We start from the raw sequence: 18,910 nt of genomic DNA, 5'->3' as shown, positions 1-18,910 counted from the left end.
GTCGCGTCGGGTGTCGTGGCCGCGGACCTCGGCCAGCGGTCGGTTCAGTCGCGTCCCGCGCCGCGGTACAGGTCGAGCGGTCCGTCGAGCTCGACGGCCAGCAGCTCCCGGGGCAGGTGGACGTACGACCCGGCCGACGGACTGCCGCCGCGTCAGGCCGCCGCCTTCCCCCCGGCAGCTCCCTCGTCGTCAAGCGCTACGACGCCTACTGGGACGGCGCCCCGCACCTCGACGAGCTGGAGTTCCTCGTCGCCGCCGAGGAGTCGGCACGGGTCGGCGCCCTGCTCGCCGGCCAGGTCGACTACGCCCACGAACTGAACCCGGCCACCGCCCGCACCCACGAGGGCAAGGGCCGGATCGACGTCATCCGGCTCCCCGGCAGCGCCATGCAGGGCTTCGTCATGAAGACCGACCGGGCCCCGTTCGACGACCCCCGGGTCCGCCGGGCCTTCTTCCTCATCGCCGACCGCGGGGAACTCGTCGACGGCGCCCTCTCCGGCGCCGGCGAGATCGGCAACGACCTCTTCGGCAAGGGCTACCAGTACTACGCGAGCAGCCTGCCGCAGCGCACCCAGGACCTCGACAAGGCCCGCGCGCTACTCAAGGAGGCCGGCGCCGAAGGGCTCAGGGTCACCCTCGACACCGCCCCCGCCGCCACCGGCTTCATCGAGGCCGCCGGCATCTTCAAGGAACAGGCCGCCAAGGCCGGCGTCACCGTCGAGGTCAAGGTCGGCGACAAGGACACCTATTGGAAGGACATCCTGTCCTCCGGCACGTTCGCCTCCTACCGCTCCGGCGCCATGCCCATCGAGTCCCACATCTCCCAGCGCCTGCTCACCGGCTCCACCACCAACGCCACCAAGTGGCAGCACAAGGACTTCGACGACCTGTACCAGCAGGCCCAGTCCACCCCCGACGAGAAGCGGCGCGCCGCTCTCTACGAGCGGATGCAGCGCCGTCTGCACGACGAGGGCGGCTTCCTCATCTGGGGCTTCGCCGACTGGATCGTCGCCACCACGCCCACGGTGCACGGGGTGTCGAAGCAGGCCCCCGCCAACACCCTCGACTGGGCCCGCTTCGACAAGATCTGGCTCGCGTGACACCCCACCTGTCATGGGCCGGCCGCCGGCTGCTCCTCGGTCTGGGGCAGACGGCGGCCGTCGTCCTGTTCGTCTTCGTCCTCACCGAAGCCCTGCCCGGCGACGCGGCCGTCGCCCTCGCCGGGGACCAGCCCGACCCGGAGCGCATCGCCCGCATCCGCGCGGCCATGGGTCTTGACCGGCCGGCCGGCGAGCGCCTCCACGACTGGGTGACCGGTCTGCCGCACGGTGACCTCGGTACCTCCCTGGTCACCGGCCGTCCCGTCACCGGCATCCTGACCGCCGCACTCGGCCCCACCCTGCTGCTCGCCGCCGCCACCCTCACACTCCTCGTCCCGCTTTCCGTGGGCCTCGGCGTCCTGGCGGCCCGCCGCGAGGGCGGCCCGCTCGACCGGGCCGTCAGCGCGCTGACCCTCGCGGTGCACGCCGTGCCCGAGTTCGCCGTCGGGGTCCTGCTCGCCACCCTCTTCGGTCTCTGGCTGGGCTGGCTGCCGCCCACCGCCGTCGGCACCGACCCCTTCACCGATCCCGCCGTCCTGATCCTGCCCGTCGTCGTGCTGCTGTCCCGGCCCGTGTGCACCATCAGCCGGCTCGTACGCGCCGGGATGATCGACGCGACGGCCTCCCCGTACGTCGCCCAGGCGCGCCGCTACGGAATCTCCGCCGCCCGCGTCACCTGGACCCACGCCCTCCCCAACGCCCTGGCCCCCGCGACCCAGCAACTGGCCCGCACCTGCGACTGGTTGCTGAGCGGAGTGATCGTGGTGGAGGCCCTGTTCGTGATCCCCGGTCTGGGGACCGTGCTCATCGACGCCGTCGCGGCCCGCGACCTCCCGGTCGTCCAGGGCATGGCGGTCGTCTTCGGCGTCGTCACCGTCCTGGTCAACCTCGCCGCCGACCTCGTCGCCCGGCGCTTCGCACCCCGATCGGAGGTGGCGGCATGAGACACGTCCCACCGAGGTACCTGTTCGCCCTGGGGCTGATCGGCCTTCCCCTCCTGCTCGCCGTCGTGGGCCCGCTCCTTGCCGGCCAGGCCGGCCCCCGGTCCGTCTCCTTCGCCTCCGGAACCACGCACTGGCTCGGTACGGACTTCAGCGGTCGCGACGTCTGGCGCCAGGTGCTCCTCGGCGGCCGTTCCGTCGTGCTCGTGGCCCTCGCGGCCACCGGGCTCTCCTACCTCGTCGCCGTCCCCCTGGGTCTCGTGGCCGCCCTCACCCGGCGCACCTGGCTGGAGGAGTCGCTGATGCGTCCCCTGGACGTCGTCATCGCCGTCCCCTCCCTCCTGCTGGTGCTCCTGGTGGCCGCCACCCTCACTCCGGGCCCCGTGGGACTGACGGTCCTGGTCGGCCTCGCCGCCGTACCCGACGCGGCCCGTGTCGTCCACGCGGCGGCCGTCGAGATCTCCTCGCGGCCCGCCGAGGAAGCCCTGCGCATGCAGGGCGAGTCGTGGTGGCGCACGGCGATCGGCTACGTCGCCCGCTCCATGCGCCGCACCCTCGCCGCCGACGCCGGGATCCGGCTCACCGGCGCCCTGTACCTGGTGGCCACGGCCGCCTTCCTCGGCGTGGGCGTACAGCCGGACGCCGCCGACTGGGCGGTGATGGTCGACCGCGACCGCGCGGGCCTGTTCCTCCAGCCCTGGGCCGTGGTCGTGCCCGCCCTGCTCATCGCGGCACTGTCGATGGGCACCAACCTGCTGTTCGACGCCGCCCTCCAGCGGCGCGGTGTGAAGGGAGCGGCGCGATGAATCCCGTGGCCGAAGTGCGTGACCTCCGCGTGGAGATCGGCGGACGCGCGATCGTCGAGGGCGTGAGCCTGGCCGCGTACGCCGGCAAGGTCACGGCTGTCATCGGCCCCTCGGGCAGCGGCAAGACCACCACCGGCCTCGCCCTCCTCGGCACGTACCCGGACGGCGCCGTGATCGACGGCGCGGTCCGCACACCGGCGGGCCCCGTCGGGTACGTACCGCAGCACCCGGCGGCCGTCCTCAACCCCGCCCGACGCGTGGGAGCGCTGCTCGCCGACATCGCCGCCCGTCAGGGAGGCGACCGGCGGGCCCGCCGGAACCGTGTCGAGCAGGCGCTGCGCCTGGCCCGGATCCCGGATCCGGCGACCGTGCTGCGCCGCTATCCGCACCAGCTGTCCGGCGGCCAGCAGCAGCGGGTCGTCCTGGCGCAGGCGCTGCTGCTCGGCGCGCGCGTCATCGTCGCCGACGAGCCCACCACCGGCCAGGACGCCCTCACCAGACAGGGCGTCGTGGCCGAGCTGGCGGCGGTGGCCCGGCAGGGGATCGCCGTCGTGCTGCTCAGCCACGACCTCGACGTCGTACGGGAGCTGGCCGACGAGGTCGTGGTGATGCGAGCCGGCCGGGTCGTGGACCGCGGGCCGGTCCTGTCGGTCCTCGACGGCCCCGCACCGGACCGGCCCCGCACCACCCGCGCGCCCCGCGTGCGCGGGCCCGTCCGCCTGGAGACGCGGCACCTGACCGCGCGGCACCGCACGCGTCACGGAGCGGCCGAGGTGCTGAGCGGCATCGCCGTATCGGTCGCGACGGGGGAGTGTCTGGCACTCGTCGGCCGCTCCGGCAGCGGCAAGACCACCCTCGGACGCTGTCTGGCCGGACTGCACTCCCTCTACAGCGGCACGGTCCTGCTCGACGGCAAGCCGCTGCCACGCAGTCTGCGCGCCCGTGACCGCGCCGAACTGGCCGCCGTCCAGTACGTCTTCCAGGACGCGAAGGCCGCCTTCGACGAGCACCGCCCCGTCCTCGACCAGGTCGCCCGCAGCGCCGTACGGCTCCGGGGAGCCGCGCCGAAGGACGCGCGCGCCGCGGCCCTTCGTACCCTCGGGGAGTTCGGCCTGACCGAGGACCTCGCCGGGCGCCGCCCCGGCGCGCTCTCCGGCGGCGAGCTCCAGAGAGCGGCTCTCGCCCGGGCGCTGCTGGCCCGGCCGCACGTCCTCGTCTGCGACGAGGTGACCTCCGGCCTGGACGCGGCCACCCGGCGGACCATCCTCGACGCTCTCGCCCGGCTCAGGGATCGCGACTGGCTCGCCCTGGTGTTCATCACCCACGATCTCGTGGCCGCCGGCGACCTCGCCGACCGGATCGCGGTCCTCGACGCGGGGCGAACGGTCGAGGAGGGTCCGGCCCGTCAGCTGATGGGGATGCCGCGGCACACCGTCACCAGGGCACTGCTCGACGCCGCGGAACGAACAGCACGGGTGGTGAGCCCGCACGGCTGAGCACGCACTCCGGCCCGGTCCCCCGCGGGGGACCGGGCCGGACACGAACCGGGTCGGACGATGCCGTGGCTGCGACCACCGTCCGCCCGGAGCCTCAGGCGACCGCGCCGACGGCCGGGTCGTGCGCCTCGTGCTCGCAGGCGTCGTCGATGCCGTACGTCTCCCAGGCCGGGAAGTCGTCCTCGGCGGGAACGGCTTCGCCCGGGCCGAGCAGACAGGCGTCGAGGGCCGCCCGCAGCGCTTCGGCGCGCAGTCCCGTGCCGATGAAGACCAGCTCCTGGCCTTGGGCGGTGTCCGGGCCGAGGGCGCCCGCGGGCTCGAAACGGGCCACCGCGCCGGCCTGTGACCACAGACCGGTCACGCGCGGGCGGCCGGCGAGCCGGAAGAAGCCCTTGGACCGCAGGATGTGGCCGAAGGTGCCGCTGTCGAGGCCCTTGGTGACGAAGGTCCACAGCCGGCCGGGGTGGAACGGAAGGCCGGAGCGGAAGACCAGGGAGGAGATGCCGTACTCCTCGGTCTCGGGGACGTGGTCACCGTTGAGTTCCTTGACCCAGCCAGGGGCCTGTTGCGCCCGTTCGACGTCGAACAGGCCGGTGCCCAGGACCTGTTCGAGGGCCACGTGGCCCCGTACCGCGGGCACGATCCGGGCCTCGGGGTTGAGGCGGGCGAGGGTGGCACGCAGTCGTGCCGCCTGGCTCGGCCCGACCAGGTCGAGCTTGTTGAGGACGATGACGTCCGCGAACTCGATCTGGTCCATGAGGAGATCGCTGACGGTGCGCTCGTCGTCCTCGTACGGGGCGAGGCCGCGCGCGGCGAGCTCGTCGCCGCCCGCGAGCTCGGGCAGGAAGTTCGCGGCGTCCACGACCGTGACCATGGTGTCGAGTCGGGCGAGGTCGCCGAGGGTGGCTCCGTCGTCGCGGGGGAAGGAGAACGTGGCGGCGACCGGCAGGGGCTCCGAGATGCCGCTCGACTCGATGAGCAGGTAGTCGAAGCGGCCCTCGCGGGCGAGCCGGTCGACCTCCTCCAGGAGGTCGTCGCGCAGGGTGCAGCAGATACAGCCGTTGGTCATCTCGACCAGGCGTTCCTCGGTGCGCGACAGCGCGGCCCCGCCCCCGCGGACGAGCGCGGCGTCGATGTTGACCTCGCTCATGTCGTTGACGATGACCGCGACCCGCAGGCCCTCGCGGTTGCCGAGGACGTGGTTGAGCAGCGTGGTCTTCCCCGCGCCGAGGAACCCGGACAGCACGGTCACGGGCAGTCGGTCGTGCGTCGTCATGAGCCGCTCAGCCCTCGGGGCGGATCAGGCCGCGCTCGTACGCCTTCACCAGGCGCTGCGGCACCTGGTGCACCGATCCGTCGACCGTGACCGGCACCAGCTGAAGGGGCGTGGCCTTCCACCGGGCCCTGCGGTGGCGGGTGTTGCTGCGGGACATCTTCCGCTTGGGAACGGCCATCAGGATCTCCTGGCATGGGTAGGAAGGACGGTGCCCGCACGGTATATGAAAATGGGACCCATTATCAATTCGGCATTGCATCCCTCCCGTCCGTCGCGCAGAGTCGCTTGCGCCCCCTTCATGAAAATGATTATCGTCTTGCTTGTTCGTACACGCTCAATCCACTGCCCAAGGGGGGCTTCTTTTGCGTGCCTTCACGCGCACTCTCACCGTCACCGGTTCCATGGCCGCGGCCATCGCCGTCGGCGGCATCACCGCCGCTCACGCCACCGGCACCACCCTCTCCGCGGGGCACGTCGACGTCCTCGACGTCGAGTACGCCGCCGGTGCGCTCGAACTCCACGTCCACGACGAGTCCGTGACCCCGGACGTCGAGTACGACCCCGCCGACGTCACCCTCCGTGCGCTGCCGGCGTCCGCGTACACCGTGCCGACCGGCACCTGCTACAGCCACCTGGGCGCGGCGGGCGGCACCGTCTACCGCCTGCCGCAGGTCGAGAACACCAACCTGCTCTGGCCCGGCATCTCCGGTGAGCACATCGGCACCGGCGTCTTCCAGAACGACAAGGTCCAGGTCAAACTCACCTCCGTCAGCGGTCCCGGCAAGCTCACCGTCTACAAGAACGGCCTCTGCCCGAAGAGCAACCGCCACTTCGACAGCGGCGACGTGACGCTCACCAACACCAGGGACGTCGTCGCCGCCGAGCACGACCACGCCAACTGGGTCTTCACCCACGCCGGTTCGTACACCGCCACCTTCCAGGTGAGCGGCACGCTGGCGAACGGCACGCCGGTCGCCCCGACCTCGGCGACGTACACCTTCCAGGTCGGCTGACCCGACCCGCGTCACAAGCCCCGCGCCGGGGGCGGGCCGTGCCCGCCGTTCGAATCGCCCCCGGCGCGGCCGTGGTCCCCCGCCCTCACGCCCGAAGGAGACGCCCCGCCATGCGGGCCCCCATCGCACCCCGTCCCGTACGAGCCGCCACCCTCGCGGTCGCCCTGTCGCTGCTCGCCGCCACCCCGCTCGCCCACGCCGCCGACTCGCCCCCGAGGGAGGCGCCGGCCGGCGAGCGCGCCGTGCTGAACGGCGGCCACCTCGACCTGACGGCACGGCTGCGGAACGGACGACTCGAGTTCCGCGTCAAGGACGGGACCGTCGCCGGGGCCTCCGTCCTCCGTGAACCCTCGGACGTCCTGCTGCACTTCGACCCGCGCCACGAGATCGTGATCCCGCCGCGCGAGGAGGTCCCGCAGTTCGAGGGGTTCGGCGAGCCGGGCAGCCGCCTCTGGGTCGACAAGGACTTCGAGGTGGAGGAAGGGCTGCTCTGGCCCGGCTGGAACACCATGGAGATCCTGCCGGCGGACGCGCCGGGCGGAGTGCGGGTGACCTTTCCGAGGATCGAGGGCCCCGGCCGGTTCGTGCTCGGCCAGTGGCAGGACGACCCCGATCTCGGCATCCGGATCGGCGTCACCGTGGATGGCGCGAAGCCCGAGCCGGGCACGGTCGACCTTCCCGCCTTCACCCACGCGCACCCGCTGTGGATCTTCAACGCCGAGGGCGTCTACCGCATCACGATGGAGATGACGGCCACCCTGCCCTCGGGCGCGAAGGTCTCCGACCGCGAGACCCTGGCGGTCCTCGTCGGCGACGACGTCGACCCGGCGACGGTCGAGCCGGGCGACGGCACCCCCGACCCGACGCCCACGGCAACTCCGACGCCCACGGGGCATCCCACGCCGACGCGCACGCCCACCGCGTCTGTGACCGCGACCGCGACCGCGTCTGCGACGGCTACCCCCTCGCAGACGTCCGCGCCCACCTCACCTTCGGCCACTCCTACGGGATCCGCCACAGCGACGGCCGGGCCGACGCCTCCTCCGACCGTCACCGGCAGCGCCTCCGCCAGCTCCACCCCGACCGGGCCGCCGCCCACGACGAGTCCGGCGGTGAACCCCGGCGACGCGGACTCCTCCTCCACGGGGCCCGGCCCCACGTTCCCGCCGGGCAGCGGAGGCGCAGGCACCGGCGGCGGTCGCCTCGCCGCGACGGGCGCGGGTGGTGCCGCGATCCCGGCCGGCCTCGCGGCCGCCGCGCTCGCGGCCGGCTGCGCCGTCGTCGTCATCGCCCGCAGGAAGCGGGGTGTCCGATGAGCCGCGTCCGAGGTGCGGCCCCCGGCGTCGCAGCCGCCGCGCTCGCGACCGCGCTGCTCGCGGCCGGGTGTGGAGCGGGATCCGGCGGGGACTCGAAGAAGGCCGAGCTCACCGTCTCCACGACCACCGCGATCATCGCCGACCTCGTCCGCCACGTCGGCGGCGACCGGGTCGACGTGACCTCCGTCGTACCGCACCACGGCGACCCTCACTCGTACGAGCCGAGTCCGGGGGATGCCGTCAGGATCGCGAAGTCGGAACTCGTCTTCAGCAACGGGCTGTTGCTCGAAGAACCCGGGATCATGAAGATGATCCACACCAACGCGCCGAAGAGCACGCCGAAGGTGTCGATCAGCGAGAAGCTGGAGCAGTACGGCGGTTCGGTCATCAAGCTCCAGGAGGACCTGGGCCTCAACGTGCTGTGGCTGGGCTGGGCCGTCGAGGGCGAGGTCGCCGGAGACGGTGCCGAAGTCCGTACAACCGCGACGAAGTTGGAGGGCCCCGGCGACCTCCACGTCTATCTGACCGACACCCTCGGGACCCCGCAGAGCTACGTCGACTCCACCGACGGCTTCGACGCGAAGGACTCCTTCGCGCTGCCGCCCGAGGCCCACACCCACGTCAACTGGACCTTCAGCAAGCCCGGCACGTACCGGCTCACCGTCCAGGGGCGGACCGAGACGCTCGACGGGAGGACCGCGCCCATCGGGAGCGGAACCATCACGTTCGTCGTCGGCGACACCCCGGCCCCGGCGGGGAAGACCACGCTGGACGGCGGCCACGCCGACGTCGCCCTCGACGCCACGACCCACTCGGTGTACGTGCGTTCCGATGACCCGACGACCGGCGAGCGCACCCGTCACGCTGCCGACGCGGTCGTGCTGTCCGTGCCGGACCGGGCGAAGGAGTCGGTGCCCCAGGAGGAGACGTACCGCTTCCTCGGCCGGCCCGGCGCGGACCTCTGGGTACTGCCGCAGGCGGTGATCGGCAAGCACGTCCACGGCGAGATGGACCCCCACGCCTGGGAGGACGTCGCCAACGCCGAGGGGTACGTACGCCGGATCGAGGCCGAGCTGATCAAAGCGGACCCGAAGGGACGGGCCACGTACGAGCGCAACGCCACACGCTACGTGAAGCAACTGGCCGCGCTGGACGACGAGGTGGCGGGCAAGCTCGCCGCCATCCCCGCGCAGAACCGCAAGCTGATCACCACGCACGACGCCTTCGGCTATCTGGCCCACGCGTACGGCATGGAGGTGGCGGGCTTCGTGGTGCCCGTGCCGAGCCGTGAACCCAGCGCCGCCGAGATCGCGAAGCTCCGCGCCACGATCCGGGAGAAGGAGGTCCCGGCCGTGTTCCTGGAGCCGAACCTCGCCGCGCGCGCGGACGTCCTGCGCCGCGTCGCCGAGGACGAGGGCGTGGACATCTGCACCATCTACGGCGACTCCTTCGACGACAAGGTCCACGACTACGTCGCGATGATGCGCCACAACGCGAACGAACTGGCCCGCTGTCTGGGCCGGAAGGGGAGTTGAGCCCGATGAGGCTCGTACGCAACAGCAGGGTCGCCCTCGCGGCGGCGGGCGCGCTGGCTCTCGGGGGCACGGCCATGACGGTCCCGCCCGCGGACGGCGGACCGGGACGTGCCGCATCACCGGTCCTCGCCCCGGTGACGTGGGCCGACGGAGCCCTGAGCCTGGGGACGGGCGGTGTCCTCGACATCGACGACACCCACCGGACAGCCGGGCCCGACGGCACGGACCAGTGGGAGTTCACGCCCCGCTGGGACACCATCGGTGTCCCAGCGGAGCGGGCGGGCACCGTGCGCTGGTCCCTGACCGGCGTCGAGGGACCGGGATCCCTCACCTCGTACGAGACGGCCGACGCGGCCGCCGGCATGGCCGGTGCCGAGAAGCGGGAGCCCCTCGTACGCTCCGACAGCTCCGACAGCTCCGACAGCTCCGACGGCCTTCCGGACGGCTGGGACCTGCCGACGGCCGCACGCGGGGAGACCCGCTGGGTGTTCGACGCTCCCGGCGTGTACGTGCTCACGTTCACGGCGGAGGCCGAGGTGGACGGGCAGCCGCGGCTCACGGAGACGCGGTACACCGCCCGGGTAGGAGACGAGACGCTCCCCACCCCGGCGCCTTCCGCCCCGGAACCGGTCGCTCCTCCCGGTCCGATCGGGACAGCGGAGCCCGAGGCGCCGGCCGGGCGCGCGGCCCTGGACGAAGTCCTGGCCCTGGCTCCGGCCCTGGCTCCGGCCCTGGCTCCGGCTCCGGATCCGGTGGAGACCTCGCGGCAGGTTCTCGACCAGGGGCACATCGACATCGCCGCTCGTGTCGTCGGCGGCAAGCTGCAGATGCACGTCAAGGACGGCACCGTCCCCGGCAAGACCGTGTGGCGCGAGCCCTCGTCCGTGGTCCTGCAGGTCAAGCCGGCGGCGAAGAAGACCATCCCGGCGAACCAGGACTTCGCCTTCCTCGGGAAGGCCGGCGACCCGGTCTGGCTCCTCGACCAGGTGCAGCAGCCGGGACTGCTGTGGCCTGGCTGGTCCACCGACAACATGACGGCGGGCGCCACGCGGGGCGAGGTCGAGTTCTCGCTGGCGAAGGCCGAAGGCCCGGGGAACTTCGCGCTCTACAACTACGACGGGCTTTCGGGCGCCACCGTCCGCTTCAACAGCGGTGACGGAGTCCCGGACGCTTTCGGCGTACCGCAGAACACGCATGCGCACGGCGGCTGGGCCTTCGGCAAGGAGGGCGTGTACCGGCTGACCCTCACCATGTCCGCCACCCTCGCCGACGGGACGCAGAGCAGCGATACGGAGACGCTGGCCTTCAGCGTGGGCGCCGCCGACCCGAACCAGGTACCGGTGGGCGGATCCACGGGATCCACGGGATCCACGGGTGGATCCACCGGGAGCACGACGGGCGGATCCACCGGAGCGGGTACGAGCGGTGCGACCGGGGGGCCGACGGGCGGTCCGACAGGCGGGTCCACCGGAGGGGCAACGGGCGGTTCTACGGGAGCGTCCACGGGTGGTTCCACCGGAGACACGGCCACCGGAGGTTCGACCGGGGGCGCCACCGGTGGGGGACCGGCGACGAGCGGCGGCTCGACGGGTGCATCCGGTTCCCCCACGGGCGGCGCCATGGCGAACACCGGCTCGGAGAGCACGCTCCTCCTCGCCGGCACGGCCGCGGCCCTCGCGGCGGCCGGCGCGGGCGCCGTCCTCCTCGCCCGCAGGCGCTCCTCGTGAGCGCCGCCCCCGAGCAGCTGCTCGGCGTGCACAGGGTCTCCGTCCTGCTGGGCGGTCGCACGGCGGTGCACGACGCCTCCCTGACCGTCTCCGGCGGCGAACTGGTCGGTCTCCTCGGCCCGAACGGCGCCGGAAAGACCACCCTCCTGCGCGCCGTCCTCGGCCTCGCGACGACCGCGTCGGGCCGGGTCGGGACGAGCGGGCCGATCGGCTACGTACCCCAACGGCACGAGTTCGCCTGGGACTTCCCCATCGACGTGGCCGGTGCGGTGCTGAGCGGTCGCACCCGTACGATCGGCTGGCTGCGACGCCCCCGTGCCCACGACCGCGCCGCCGCCGACACCGCGCTGGAGCTCGCCGGGCTGACCGGCCTCCGCCGACGCCCCATCGGGGAGCTGTCGGGCGGCCAGCGCCAGCGCGTCCTGGTGGCGAGGGCGCTCGCGGCCGAACCCCGACTGCTGCTCCTTGACGAGCCGTTCACCGGAGTGGACGTCCCGACCCAGGACCTGCTGAACGAGCTCTTCGGCCGTCTGGCGGCCGAGGGCAGGGGACTGCTGATGACCACACACGACCTGGCGGCAGCCGCCCGCACCTGTACGCGGGTGGTTCTTCTCAACCGCACGGTCGTCGCCGAGGGCGGACCGGAACTGCTCGCCGACGCGGAGCAGATGCTGCGGGCCTTCGGCCTCGACCGCGCCGTCGCGCTTGCGGGTGCCGGTGCGGGCACGGTCGAGGCCGCGGGTGCGAGTGCCGCGGAGGTGGCGTCATGACCGACCTGCTCGCCTTCTTCACCGACCCGTGGACGCTGCCCTTCATGCGGCGTGCGTTCACCGTGGCCGCGATCGTCGGCCTGGTCTGCGGGGTCGTCGGTGTGTACGTCGTCCTGCGCGGGATGGCGTTCATCGGTGACGCCGTCGCCCACTCCGCCTTCCCCGGAGTGGCCCTGGCCTACGCCTTCGAGGGCAACCTGCTGATCGGGGGAGCAGCGGCCGGCGTGACGACGGCGGTGCTCATCGCCTTCGTCTCACAGAACCGCCGCCTCAAGGAGGACACCGTGATCGGTGTCTTCTTCGCCTTCGCGTTCGGCCTCGGCATCGTCCTGGTCTCCACCAGGGACAGCTGGACGACCGACCTCTCGTCCTTCCTGTTCGGACAGGTCCTGGCCGTCGACACGGCGGACATCTGGCGGGTGGCGGTGATGGGCGCGGTTCTCGTGGCGGTCGTCATCGCCCTGCGCAAGGAACTCGTGGCGGTGAGCCTCGACCGCGAGACCGCCCGCGCCGCCGGCCTGCCCGTGCTGCCGCTCGACCTCACGCTGTACGTCGTCGTGACGGCGACCATCGTGATGTCGCTGGAAGCCGTCGGCAACATCCTCGTCCTGGCCCTCCTGATCACCCCGGCCGCCACGGCCCGGCTGCTCACGGAACGGCTGTGGGCGATGACGGCGCTCGCCTCCCTCTTCGGCTGCGCGGGCAGCCTGGCGGGGCTGTACGTGAGCTACGCGTACGACCTGGCGGCGGGCGGCTCGGTCGTCGTCGTCCTGACGGCCCTGTTCGCCCTGGTCTGGCTCCTCGCACCCCGGCACGGTCTGGCGGCGAAACTCCGCACCCGGAGCGCGGCGGCCGAGGAGTAGGGCCGTCGACGCCGGGACGAGCGCAGCGCGCCGCGACGCTTCCGCACGAGGTGCGGACCCGCAAGCCGTGGCTGTTGTTCGAGCATGGCGACCTCAAGGACGCCGAGGGACGGTCTTCACCGAGGTTACGGAGGGGGCCCAGCAGGCTGGTCGGGTTCGCTTGCCCGGTTCGGCAAGGTCAACGGACGAAACCACAGACCTTGTCGGGCGGGCACGGCCTGCCACCGCCGGGGTCGTCGTCGGTGAGCACCATCAGGTAGGACACCGCCACCAGCAGCAGGAAGCCGCCTATGACGACCCACAGCGCATTGCGGCCCCACCAAGCCGTCATCTTCTCGTGCCGGGTGCGGCGAGCCGGGCCGGCCGCGTCGTGACGGTCACCCGTCATGATTCCCCCCAGGATTGCTCACTCTGCGGACATGAGTACCTGGGCTATTCCCCCTCTGCCCGACGGCATGCGGATCGCCCGGGGGCGATACCGGTGGGCTCGCGTATCCAACCGTCGCTACGTGGTGCCGGCGTGCTCGTGACCGACCTGTTGCTGGACGAGGCGGGGGTCCCAGCCATCCTCGATCAGGTGGGTGACGTAGGACCTTCGGAAGGAGCGGTGGTCCAACCCGTCGTCCAGTCCCAGGACTTCACGGTAGGCGATGAAGCGGGAGTCGATGCGCTGGCAGCCGATCCGCATCCCGCGTTCGGATCTTGTGCAGGTACGTGGCGGGGACTCGTTGGGGCGTCGCGGAAACGGTCGACCACGAACGATTCCGATGGTCAAGCCGGCTGAGGGCTACGGCGATGCCCCAGATCGACCGGGACTGGCCCGTTTCCGCGAGACTGGTCATCGACCGGCGCGGTCTCCAGGTGAAACTCACGGAGACGGGGCCGGCGCGCCATGCCGAGGTGCTGCCCCTCCAGCGCAAGGTCCTGACCTGGATGCTGGACCGCAGTTCCTGACGCTCGTGGCGGGACAGCCCGGCGAACTGCGTTCGGGCAGCGAAGGCTGCCCCGCCCTCCGCCCTTTCTGCCCTTCTGCACGTGCCGGGACTTCTGTCATGGATGGCTTCAGCCCACTTCCATGAAAGGCGATCCCTCGTATGTCTCAGGAACACAGCCCCACGACCTCCGGTGCCGAACGACAGGTGGCGGCCCGAGCTCCCCTACCTCCGTCCGGCGCTCTGAACATCCAGCGGACCGCTGGAAACGCGGCCATGGTGCAGCTGCTCAGCCAGACCGGTCACCCCTGGGCCCAGACCGCCCACCAGCAGCACGGCCCCGGCTGCAGCCATCAAGCCGGGCCGGGGAGCGACGCGCCGGAGCCGGTGCAGCGATCCGCCGTCCCCAGCGAGCAGGTGCAACGCTCCGCAGTCCATGACGTGCTGACCACCGCCGGCCGGCCCCTGGACGACTCGACCCGCACCGATATGGAGGCGAAGTTCGGCGCGGACTTCTCCGGAGTCCGTATCCATGACAACTCGGCGGCCCGGCCTCCGGCACACAGAGCACGTCGGCCGCCCACGCAGCCGGTGCGGAGGGACGCCCCGAGCCCGTCTCGGCGCGAGCAGCCTCAGCCGGTCCCCAGAAGCCGGGAGGATCTCAGACGCTCTCGCGCCCGTATGTGCAGGTGGCCATCGTGGGGGAAGGAGGGCGGTGCCGCGGGCAGGAGGGTGTCGAAGTCGTAGCGGCTCTTCTGTGCAACCCGGCACGATGCCAGGTTGTCCACCTGGTGCAGGAGTTCGAGACGCTCCAGCCCGTCGGCTTCGAAGGTGTCGAAGGCCCAGTTGGTGAGTGCCTCCAGAGCGCGGGAGGCCACTCCCCGCCCGCGGGCGTGCGCCGCGGTCCAGTAGCCCACTTCGGCTGCCGGTTCGCCGGAGGTGACTTTCTTGAGGACCACGTTGCCCGCCAACTGTTCGCGAACTGAACCGGGTTGTGCCTCAAGGACAGCGAAGCCGAACCGATCCCCCGCTGCCCAGCCCTGCTGCTGAGCCTGCACCCAACGTATCCCGTCGGCATCGTCGTTCACGCCAGAGCTCGCCCACCGGCGCAGTGCCCGATCCCGGCTCACCTCGACCAATGCGGCGACGTCCTCCATGCGCCAGGGGCGAAGAACGAGAGCGGGAGAGACCGGCGACGCGGCCACCTGAAGTACGACCTGGGTGCTCATCAGCTGATGATATATGGCGGCGTTTCCACCCGACGCCGGCCGCATCCGCCCCGTGCCGCCTTGTGACCGCCCCGTCATTGCCGTGTCCGGGCGCGCAGAGCCTGGACGGACCAGTCGAGCACCGGAGCCATGCTCTCCGGGGCCGGCCAGCCGTTGACCACAGCGAGCAGCTGGAGGTAACGCTCCCAGCGCGGATCGTTCACGCTTTCCAACCGCGACGCCAGCCGGCGGCGGAGCTCGACGTCGTCGGGGCGGCCGAGGAGGTGCGCGTAGTACGCCGTGAACTGCGCGACGATCGGATCAGCCTGGGGCGAGGCCGGGTCGATGCCGGCGGCCAGGGACGGGCCGGCCAGGTCACGGACGGCTGCGGTGATGTCGCGGCGCGGGACCGTCACGCCGTTTCGGGCCTGCTCGGCCGCCTGGTCCTCGGCCATCCGCCGCACGACGGCGCGGAAACCCGGATCCAGGAACATTTCGGCCAGCTCCACCCACGCCTGGACCTGCTCTGTCTTCGGGTTACGGGGCAACTCGGGGGTCATCGAGCGCATGACCCCCGCAAAGGTGGGGGCGGCGTCAAGGCCGCCGAAGACGGCGTCGAGGAAATCGCCGGTCAGACGGCTGCGTTCGTCCTCGGAAAGCCGGGCCAGCTGGTGCATGAGTTCCGTCTCCTCAGGTGTGGACCCGCGCTCGGCCACCGCCGTCAGCACCGCGCGCCGCAGGCGCAGGACGCGGATCTGCACCGTCAGCGCTTCGGCATGCGCTGCGGCGACCTCCGGAAGCGAGAGCTCACGGTCCACGACCTTGCGGATCGTGGGAAGGTCCAGTCCCAGCTCGCGCAGGGTGCGCACGAGGTCCAGGCGTGCGACGGCGTCGATGTTGTAGAGGCGGTAGCCGGCCGGGCTGCGGTCGGTCGGCGCCACGATTCCGCGATCGGAGTAGAACCGAATGGTCTTGACCGTGAGACCGGTCCGTCGAGCAAGTTCGCCGATCGAGTAGAGCGTGTCGCCGTTCATGCCCCTACCTTCGTGTCTCCCCCTACGGGAGACTCAAGTCCCTTCGCCTGCCGGCAGGCAACCACTCCTCATCCACACGTCGTGACAACTCCTCTTGCCGGACCAGGGCGGACGGCTCGCCGTCGGTACGCTGCCCGGGCCGGAACGGGACGTCTGGTCGGTCAGCTGCGCGAGCCGAGCTCCTTGGGGCCGTAGAGGGCCGCGGGCTTTCCCGTGAGCAAGGCCCAGTAGCGGTCCCCGAAGGACCAGTGCCACCACTCCGTGGGGTAGTTCACCAGCCCTGCGGCCGTGAGCACGGTGCCCAGCAGCTTCCGGTTGGCGCGGGCTTCCTCGCTGATGTCCGGGGCGTGGGTGTAGCAGGCGCCCGCGCTCTCCTCCGGGTCCGCGTTCATGCGCGTGCCCAGGTCCAGTTCGTGTCCGTCGGCATCGGCGAGGGTGAGGTCGACGGCCGCGCCGGCGCTGTGCGGCGCGATGTCGGGGGGTGAGACGTACCTGCTCGCCGCCGAGTGGATCTCATGGGAGGACCAGCCGGGGTTGGCGGCCCGCAGCCGGCCTGCGTACTCCTCGAAGTACTCCCGCTGGAGGGATGGGGGTCGGTATCCCTCGACGAACAACAGCCGGATGTCCGCCGGCAGCATCGTCTGTGCCGTGAGCAGTTGCTCCAGCACGCCTTCCCGCAGGTGGGCGAAGGCGTCCGCCGGGTCCTGCTTGCGGGTGTCGACGAGCAGTCGGCCGCCGGGGCGGACGTCCACGAGGCGTTCGCCGGACTCGATCAGGGGCACGGCGGCGACCTTCGGATCCGACATCAGGACGATCGCGTTCATGGGGCCGCCCTTCATCCGGCCGGTGTGGCCGGGGCGCGCACGCCGAACCACTGCTCGGCGCCGTACTCCTCGAACCGCTCGACCTCGGTGAAGCCCAGTCTCGCGGCGAGGCGCATCGCCCGGTCGTTGGCGCTCTGGGTGGAGAGCACCACGGGTTCACCGGGCCGTGCGCCGGTGAGCCAGTCGAGTGCTGCCGCGCACGCCTCGAAGGCGTACCCGCGTCCCCACGCCTCGGGCAGGAACAGGTAACCGAGTTCGGTCTCTCCTGCCTCGGGGCGGACGTGTCCCCGGCGCTCGGCACCGCGGGGGTCGAGCGTGATCATGCCGATCATCGTTCCGTCGAGTTCGACCACGAAACAGCCGGGGCGTCGGCCGGGCACTTCGGGCATCGCGCGTTCAAGTTCGTCGCGAGTCCGGGCGCCGCCGATGTAGGTGCCCACCTCGGGCGAGGCGAACAGCTCGACGAAGGCCGTACGGTCCCGGGCCTCGGATGCGCGGAGCACGAGCCGTTCGGTCGGTATCGGAGTCGTCGGCCAGGTGAAGGTTCCAGGTTCGATCATGGCGGGGAACCTATCGCACGCCCCACGAGGACGATCGGCGGAGAAGCCTGGCGCCTGCTTGGCGATCTTTTCCGGCGGTCTGCAACCGGGACCGCTTCGGCGCGCGTGTCGATGATCTGAGAAGCGAGCGCGGAGCGGAACCGGCGGGACGGCGAAGTGAGCGCGGGACGGCGAACGGACGGAAGGCGACACAGCGTGGGTCACGACCAGGTTCTCGAAGCGTTTCAGCTGGAATGCGGAGCCCTCGGCGACGCCGTGGCCGGACTGTCCGAGGCCGAGTGGAACCTTCCGACACGCTGCGCTCCTTGGACCGTACGCGACCTGCTCGGACACGTGTGCGTGGTGATCGACTGGCTTCCGGCCATGCTGGACGCGCCGGAACCCGGCGAGGCGGAGGTCTCCGCGGTGGAGTACTACCGCCCGGACGACCGCTTCTCACCGCAGACCAACGGCAAGCGGATCGCCCTGGCCCAGGACCGTGCGGCGAGGCCGGCCGACGGCGCCGCCTTCGCCGAGGACTTCGCCGCGACGTGGCGGCGGGCCTGCCGGCTGTGCCGGGACCAACCCGGGAGCCGGACCGTGCGGACACGTCATGGCGACGCCATGCTCCTGTCGGAGTTCGTCCTCACCCGCGTCGTGGAAGTCGCCGTCCACGGCCTCGACCTGGCCGACGCACTCGGGCGCGAAGCCTGGCTCACCCCGGCGGCCGGTGAGGCCGTGGCGGAGCTGCTCCTGGGCGCGGAGCACGCCACGGCGGCCGACAAGCTGGGGTGGAGCCGTTCCCGCTTCCTGCGCAAGGCCACCGGCCGGGAGCCGCTGAACGAGTCGGAGGCCGCGCAGGTCGAACGGCTCGGCATCCGCTGGCTCGCCCTGGGCTGATTTCCGTGCACAAAGCGGTCTGGGTCGGAGACCGCGCCGAGGTAGTGGTGGCTGGTCATGTGGCACCAGGCGGGCAGGTCGAGAGGGGCGGCCGGGACGGTGCTCGGGGCGGCGCGGTCGATCTACTGGCGCAGGCTCACCCGCGGCCTCGCGCTCTACGGGGCGTAGCTGATCGTCTCAGGATGCGGTTCGTAGGCGGCGCGGGCATATGAGGCTGCAGGCCGGTTCGAGCAGACCCTGATGGAGATCGGCGCGTCGCTCGTAGCGGGTGCGGAGCCGTTTGAACTGGTGCAGCCAGGCGAAGGTGCGCCCGACCACCCAGCGCACCTTGCCCAGTCCGGATCCGTGGGCGGCGCCGCGCCGGGCGATCATCGGCTTGATGCCGCGCTTCCACAGCAGGCGGCGGTACTTGTCGAAGTCGTAGCCCCGGTCCGCATACAGGCGCCGGGGCCTGCGGCGGGGACGTCCGCGCAGACCCCGGATCGGCGGAACGGCGTCCAGCAGCGGCAGCAGCTGGGGGACGCCGTGCCGGTTGCCCTGGCGGTCTCGGGTCAACACGAGGTCGTCGTCTTCGGCTTGGAGGACGACTCTGCCGGACCCGCGCAGGACGGGTATGGGTGAGGTGATCGG

General features: G+C 71.9%; 20 protein-coding genes and 2 pseudogenes. 13 read left to right on the top strand and 9 right to left on the bottom strand.

Annotation, left to right across the window (positions count from 1 at the left end; genetic code table 11):
- Positions 1-170: 170 nt before the first annotated feature.
- From ACWFR1_RS13475 to ACWFR1_RS13460, 4 genes and pseudogenes are all read left to right on the top strand, one after another.
- Positions 171-1,100: pseudogene (locus ACWFR1_RS13475) on the top strand (ABC transporter substrate-binding protein); the annotation flags it as partial.
- Positions 1,097-2,044 (top strand): ABC transporter permease, encoded by a 948-nt coding sequence (locus tag ACWFR1_RS13470; protein ID WP_453550100.1) that lies wholly within the window; start codon positions 1,097-1,099, stop codon positions 2,042-2,044. The pseudogene ACWFR1_RS13475 and the gene ACWFR1_RS13470, both read left to right, overlap by 4 nt.
- Positions 2,041-2,847 carry an ABC transporter permease gene (locus ACWFR1_RS13465; protein WP_453550098.1) on the top strand — a complete coding sequence of 269 codons (807 nt, stop codon included), beginning with the start codon at positions 2,041-2,043 and terminating at the stop codon, positions 2,845-2,847. The genes ACWFR1_RS13470 and ACWFR1_RS13465 overlap by 4 nt, the downstream gene beginning before the upstream one ends.
- Complete coding sequence (locus ACWFR1_RS13460) at positions 2,844-4,343, top strand: ABC transporter ATP-binding protein (RefSeq protein WP_453550095.1); 1,500 nt, start codon at positions 2,844-2,846, stop codon at positions 4,341-4,343. Before ACWFR1_RS13465 ends, ACWFR1_RS13460 begins: the two co-directional genes overlap by 4 nt.
- Positions 4,344-4,437: 94 nt before the next feature.
- Here ACWFR1_RS13460 and ACWFR1_RS13455 read toward each other — a convergent pair whose 3' ends face one another.
- Positions 4,438-5,619: a GTP-binding protein gene (locus ACWFR1_RS13455; RefSeq protein ID WP_453550092.1), complete on the bottom strand. Its 1,182-nt coding sequence runs from the start codon at positions 5,617-5,619 to the stop codon at positions 4,438-4,440.
- A 7-nt stretch (positions 5,620-5,626) separates the two neighbouring features.
- Positions 5,627-5,797: a 50S ribosomal protein L32 gene (gene rpmF, locus ACWFR1_RS13450; RefSeq protein ID WP_453550090.1), complete on the bottom strand. Its 171-nt coding sequence runs from the start codon at positions 5,795-5,797 to the stop codon at positions 5,627-5,629.
- 184 nt (positions 5,798-5,981) lie between these two features.
- Here rpmF and ACWFR1_RS13445 point away from each other — a divergent pair, with 184 nt between their 5' ends.
- The 6 genes from ACWFR1_RS13445 to ACWFR1_RS13420 all read left to right on the top strand — a co-directional run bounded on the left by ACWFR1_RS13445 (position 5,982) and on the right by ACWFR1_RS13420 (position 12,843).
- Positions 5,982-6,632 carry a choice-of-anchor M domain-containing protein gene (locus tag ACWFR1_RS13445; protein ID WP_453550087.1) on the top strand — a complete coding sequence of 217 codons (651 nt, stop codon included), beginning with the start codon at positions 5,982-5,984 and terminating at the stop codon, positions 6,630-6,632.
- Between the two features lie 110 nt (positions 6,633-6,742).
- On the top strand, positions 6,743-7,948 hold the full coding sequence (locus ACWFR1_RS13440; protein WP_453550085.1) for a choice-of-anchor M domain-containing protein: 1,206 nt from the start codon (positions 6,743-6,745) through the stop codon (positions 7,946-7,948).
- On the top strand, positions 7,945-9,483 hold the full coding sequence (locus ACWFR1_RS13435) for an anchored repeat ABC transporter, substrate-binding protein (protein WP_453550083.1): 1,539 nt from the start codon (positions 7,945-7,947) through the stop codon (positions 9,481-9,483). Before ACWFR1_RS13440 ends, ACWFR1_RS13435 begins: the two co-directional genes overlap by 4 nt.
- A 5-nt stretch (positions 9,484-9,488) precedes the next feature.
- The gene (locus ACWFR1_RS13430) at positions 9,489-11,210 is read left to right on the top strand and encodes a choice-of-anchor M domain-containing protein (protein ID WP_453550080.1); all 1,722 of its coding nucleotides are present in this window, start codon (positions 9,489-9,491) and stop codon (positions 11,208-11,210) included.
- A complete protein-coding gene (locus ACWFR1_RS13425) occupies positions 11,207-11,980 on the top strand; it encodes an anchored repeat-type ABC transporter ATP-binding subunit (RefSeq protein WP_453550077.1) in 774 nt (257 codons plus the stop codon). Before ACWFR1_RS13430 ends, ACWFR1_RS13425 begins: the two co-directional genes overlap by 4 nt.
- A complete protein-coding gene (locus ACWFR1_RS13420; protein WP_453550075.1) occupies positions 11,977-12,843 on the top strand; it encodes an anchored repeat-type ABC transporter permease subunit in 867 nt (288 codons plus the stop codon). The genes ACWFR1_RS13425 and ACWFR1_RS13420 overlap by 4 nt, the downstream gene beginning before the upstream one ends.
- Positions 12,844-13,021: 178 nt before the next feature.
- Here ACWFR1_RS13420 and ACWFR1_RS13415 read toward each other — a convergent pair whose 3' ends face one another.
- Both ACWFR1_RS13415 and ACWFR1_RS13410 read right to left on the bottom strand, forming a co-directional pair.
- Positions 13,022-13,231, bottom strand: coding sequence for a hypothetical protein (locus ACWFR1_RS13415; RefSeq protein ID WP_453550073.1), 210 nt, complete (start codon positions 13,229-13,231; stop codon positions 13,022-13,024).
- A 117-nt stretch (positions 13,232-13,348) separates the two neighbouring features.
- Positions 13,349-13,618: a tyrosine-type recombinase/integrase gene (locus ACWFR1_RS13410; RefSeq protein WP_453550071.1), complete on the bottom strand. Its 270-nt coding sequence runs from the start codon at positions 13,616-13,618 to the stop codon at positions 13,349-13,351.
- A 20-nt stretch (positions 13,619-13,638) separates the two neighbouring features.
- On the opposite strand from ACWFR1_RS13410, the gene ACWFR1_RS13405 reads away from it, so the two are divergent.
- Both ACWFR1_RS13405 and ACWFR1_RS13400 read left to right on the top strand, forming a co-directional pair.
- On the top strand, positions 13,639-13,797 hold the full coding sequence (locus ACWFR1_RS13405) for a hypothetical protein (RefSeq protein ID WP_453550069.1): 159 nt from the start codon (positions 13,639-13,641) through the stop codon (positions 13,795-13,797).
- Positions 13,798-13,937: 140 nt separating this feature from the next.
- A complete protein-coding gene (locus tag ACWFR1_RS13400; RefSeq protein ID WP_453550067.1) occupies positions 13,938-14,522 on the top strand; it encodes an eCIS core domain-containing protein in 585 nt (194 codons plus the stop codon).
- On the opposite strand, the gene ACWFR1_RS13395 is transcribed toward ACWFR1_RS13400, so the two are convergent.
- The 4 genes from ACWFR1_RS13395 to ACWFR1_RS13380 all read right to left on the bottom strand — a co-directional run bounded on the left by ACWFR1_RS13395 (position 14,408) and on the right by ACWFR1_RS13380 (position 17,401).
- On the bottom strand, positions 14,408-15,004 hold the full coding sequence (locus ACWFR1_RS13395; RefSeq protein ID WP_453550065.1) for a GNAT family N-acetyltransferase: 597 nt from the start codon (positions 15,002-15,004) through the stop codon (positions 14,408-14,410). The two genes, ACWFR1_RS13400 and ACWFR1_RS13395, sit on opposite strands and share 115 nt — an antisense overlap.
- Positions 15,005-15,078: 74 nt before the next feature.
- Positions 15,079-16,017 (bottom strand): MerR family transcriptional regulator, encoded by a 939-nt coding sequence (locus ACWFR1_RS13390; protein WP_453550063.1) that lies wholly within the window; start codon positions 16,015-16,017, stop codon positions 15,079-15,081.
- Between the two features lie 161 nt (positions 16,018-16,178).
- Positions 16,179-16,841 (bottom strand): M15 family metallopeptidase, encoded by a 663-nt coding sequence (locus ACWFR1_RS13385; protein WP_453550062.1) that lies wholly within the window; start codon positions 16,839-16,841, stop codon positions 16,179-16,181.
- A gap of 11 nt (positions 16,842-16,852) precedes the next feature.
- Complete coding sequence (locus ACWFR1_RS13380) at positions 16,853-17,401, bottom strand: GNAT family N-acetyltransferase (RefSeq protein WP_453550059.1); 549 nt, start codon at positions 17,399-17,401, stop codon at positions 16,853-16,855.
- A 195-nt stretch (positions 17,402-17,596) separates the two neighbouring features.
- Here ACWFR1_RS13380 and ACWFR1_RS13375 point away from each other — a divergent pair, with 195 nt between their 5' ends.
- Positions 17,597-18,280, top strand: coding sequence for a maleylpyruvate isomerase family mycothiol-dependent enzyme (locus tag ACWFR1_RS13375; protein WP_453550057.1), 684 nt, complete (start codon positions 17,597-17,599; stop codon positions 18,278-18,280).
- A 177-nt stretch (positions 18,281-18,457) separates the two neighbouring features.
- On the opposite strand, the pseudogene ACWFR1_RS13370 reads toward ACWFR1_RS13375, so the two are convergent.
- Positions 18,458-18,814: pseudogene (locus ACWFR1_RS13370) on the bottom strand (transposase); the annotation flags it as partial.
- Positions 18,815-18,910: the final 96 nt, after the last annotated feature.

This window comes from Streptomyces sp. NPDC055103 (assembly GCF_053607625.1).
Note: the sequence above shows the minus strand (reverse complement) of the source record. Positions and strands in the feature narration are given on the sequence as shown.

Coding starts and splice junctions, on each gene's coding strand:
- ACWFR1_RS13380 (WP_453550059.1), bottom strand. CDS start 17,401: ATGATCGAACCTGGAACCTTCACCTGGCCGACGACTCCGATACCGACC.
- rpmF (WP_453550090.1), bottom strand. CDS start 5,797: ATGGCCGTTCCCAAGCGGAAGATGTCCCGCAGCAACACCCGCCACCGC.
- ACWFR1_RS13415 (WP_453550073.1), bottom strand. CDS start 13,231: ATGACGGGTGACCGTCACGACGCGGCCGGCCCGGCTCGCCGCACCCGG.
- ACWFR1_RS13440 (WP_453550085.1), top strand. CDS start 6,743: ATGCGGGCCCCCATCGCACCCCGTCCCGTACGAGCCGCCACCCTCGCG.
- ACWFR1_RS13465 (WP_453550098.1), top strand. CDS start 2,041: ATGAGACACGTCCCACCGAGGTACCTGTTCGCCCTGGGGCTGATCGGC.
- ACWFR1_RS13385 (WP_453550062.1), bottom strand. CDS start 16,841: ATGAACGCGATCGTCCTGATGTCGGATCCGAAGGTCGCCGCCGTGCCC.
- ACWFR1_RS13395 (WP_453550065.1), bottom strand. CDS start 15,004: ATGAGCACCCAGGTCGTACTTCAGGTGGCCGCGTCGCCGGTCTCTCCC.
- ACWFR1_RS13420 (WP_453550075.1), top strand. CDS start 11,977: ATGACCGACCTGCTCGCCTTCTTCACCGACCCGTGGACGCTGCCCTTC.
- ACWFR1_RS13460 (WP_453550095.1), top strand. CDS start 2,844: ATGAATCCCGTGGCCGAAGTGCGTGACCTCCGCGTGGAGATCGGCGGA.
- ACWFR1_RS13430 (WP_453550080.1), top strand. CDS start 9,489: ATGAGGCTCGTACGCAACAGCAGGGTCGCCCTCGCGGCGGCGGGCGCG.
- ACWFR1_RS13405 (WP_453550069.1), top strand. CDS start 13,639: ATGCCCCAGATCGACCGGGACTGGCCCGTTTCCGCGAGACTGGTCATC.
- ACWFR1_RS13435 (WP_453550083.1), top strand. CDS start 7,945: ATGAGCCGCGTCCGAGGTGCGGCCCCCGGCGTCGCAGCCGCCGCGCTC.
- ACWFR1_RS13455 (WP_453550092.1), bottom strand. CDS start 5,619: ATGACGACGCACGACCGACTGCCCGTGACCGTGCTGTCCGGGTTCCTC.
- ACWFR1_RS13400 (WP_453550067.1), top strand. CDS start 13,938: ATGTCTCAGGAACACAGCCCCACGACCTCCGGTGCCGAACGACAGGTG.
- ACWFR1_RS13390 (WP_453550063.1), bottom strand. CDS start 16,017: ATGAACGGCGACACGCTCTACTCGATCGGCGAACTTGCTCGACGGACC.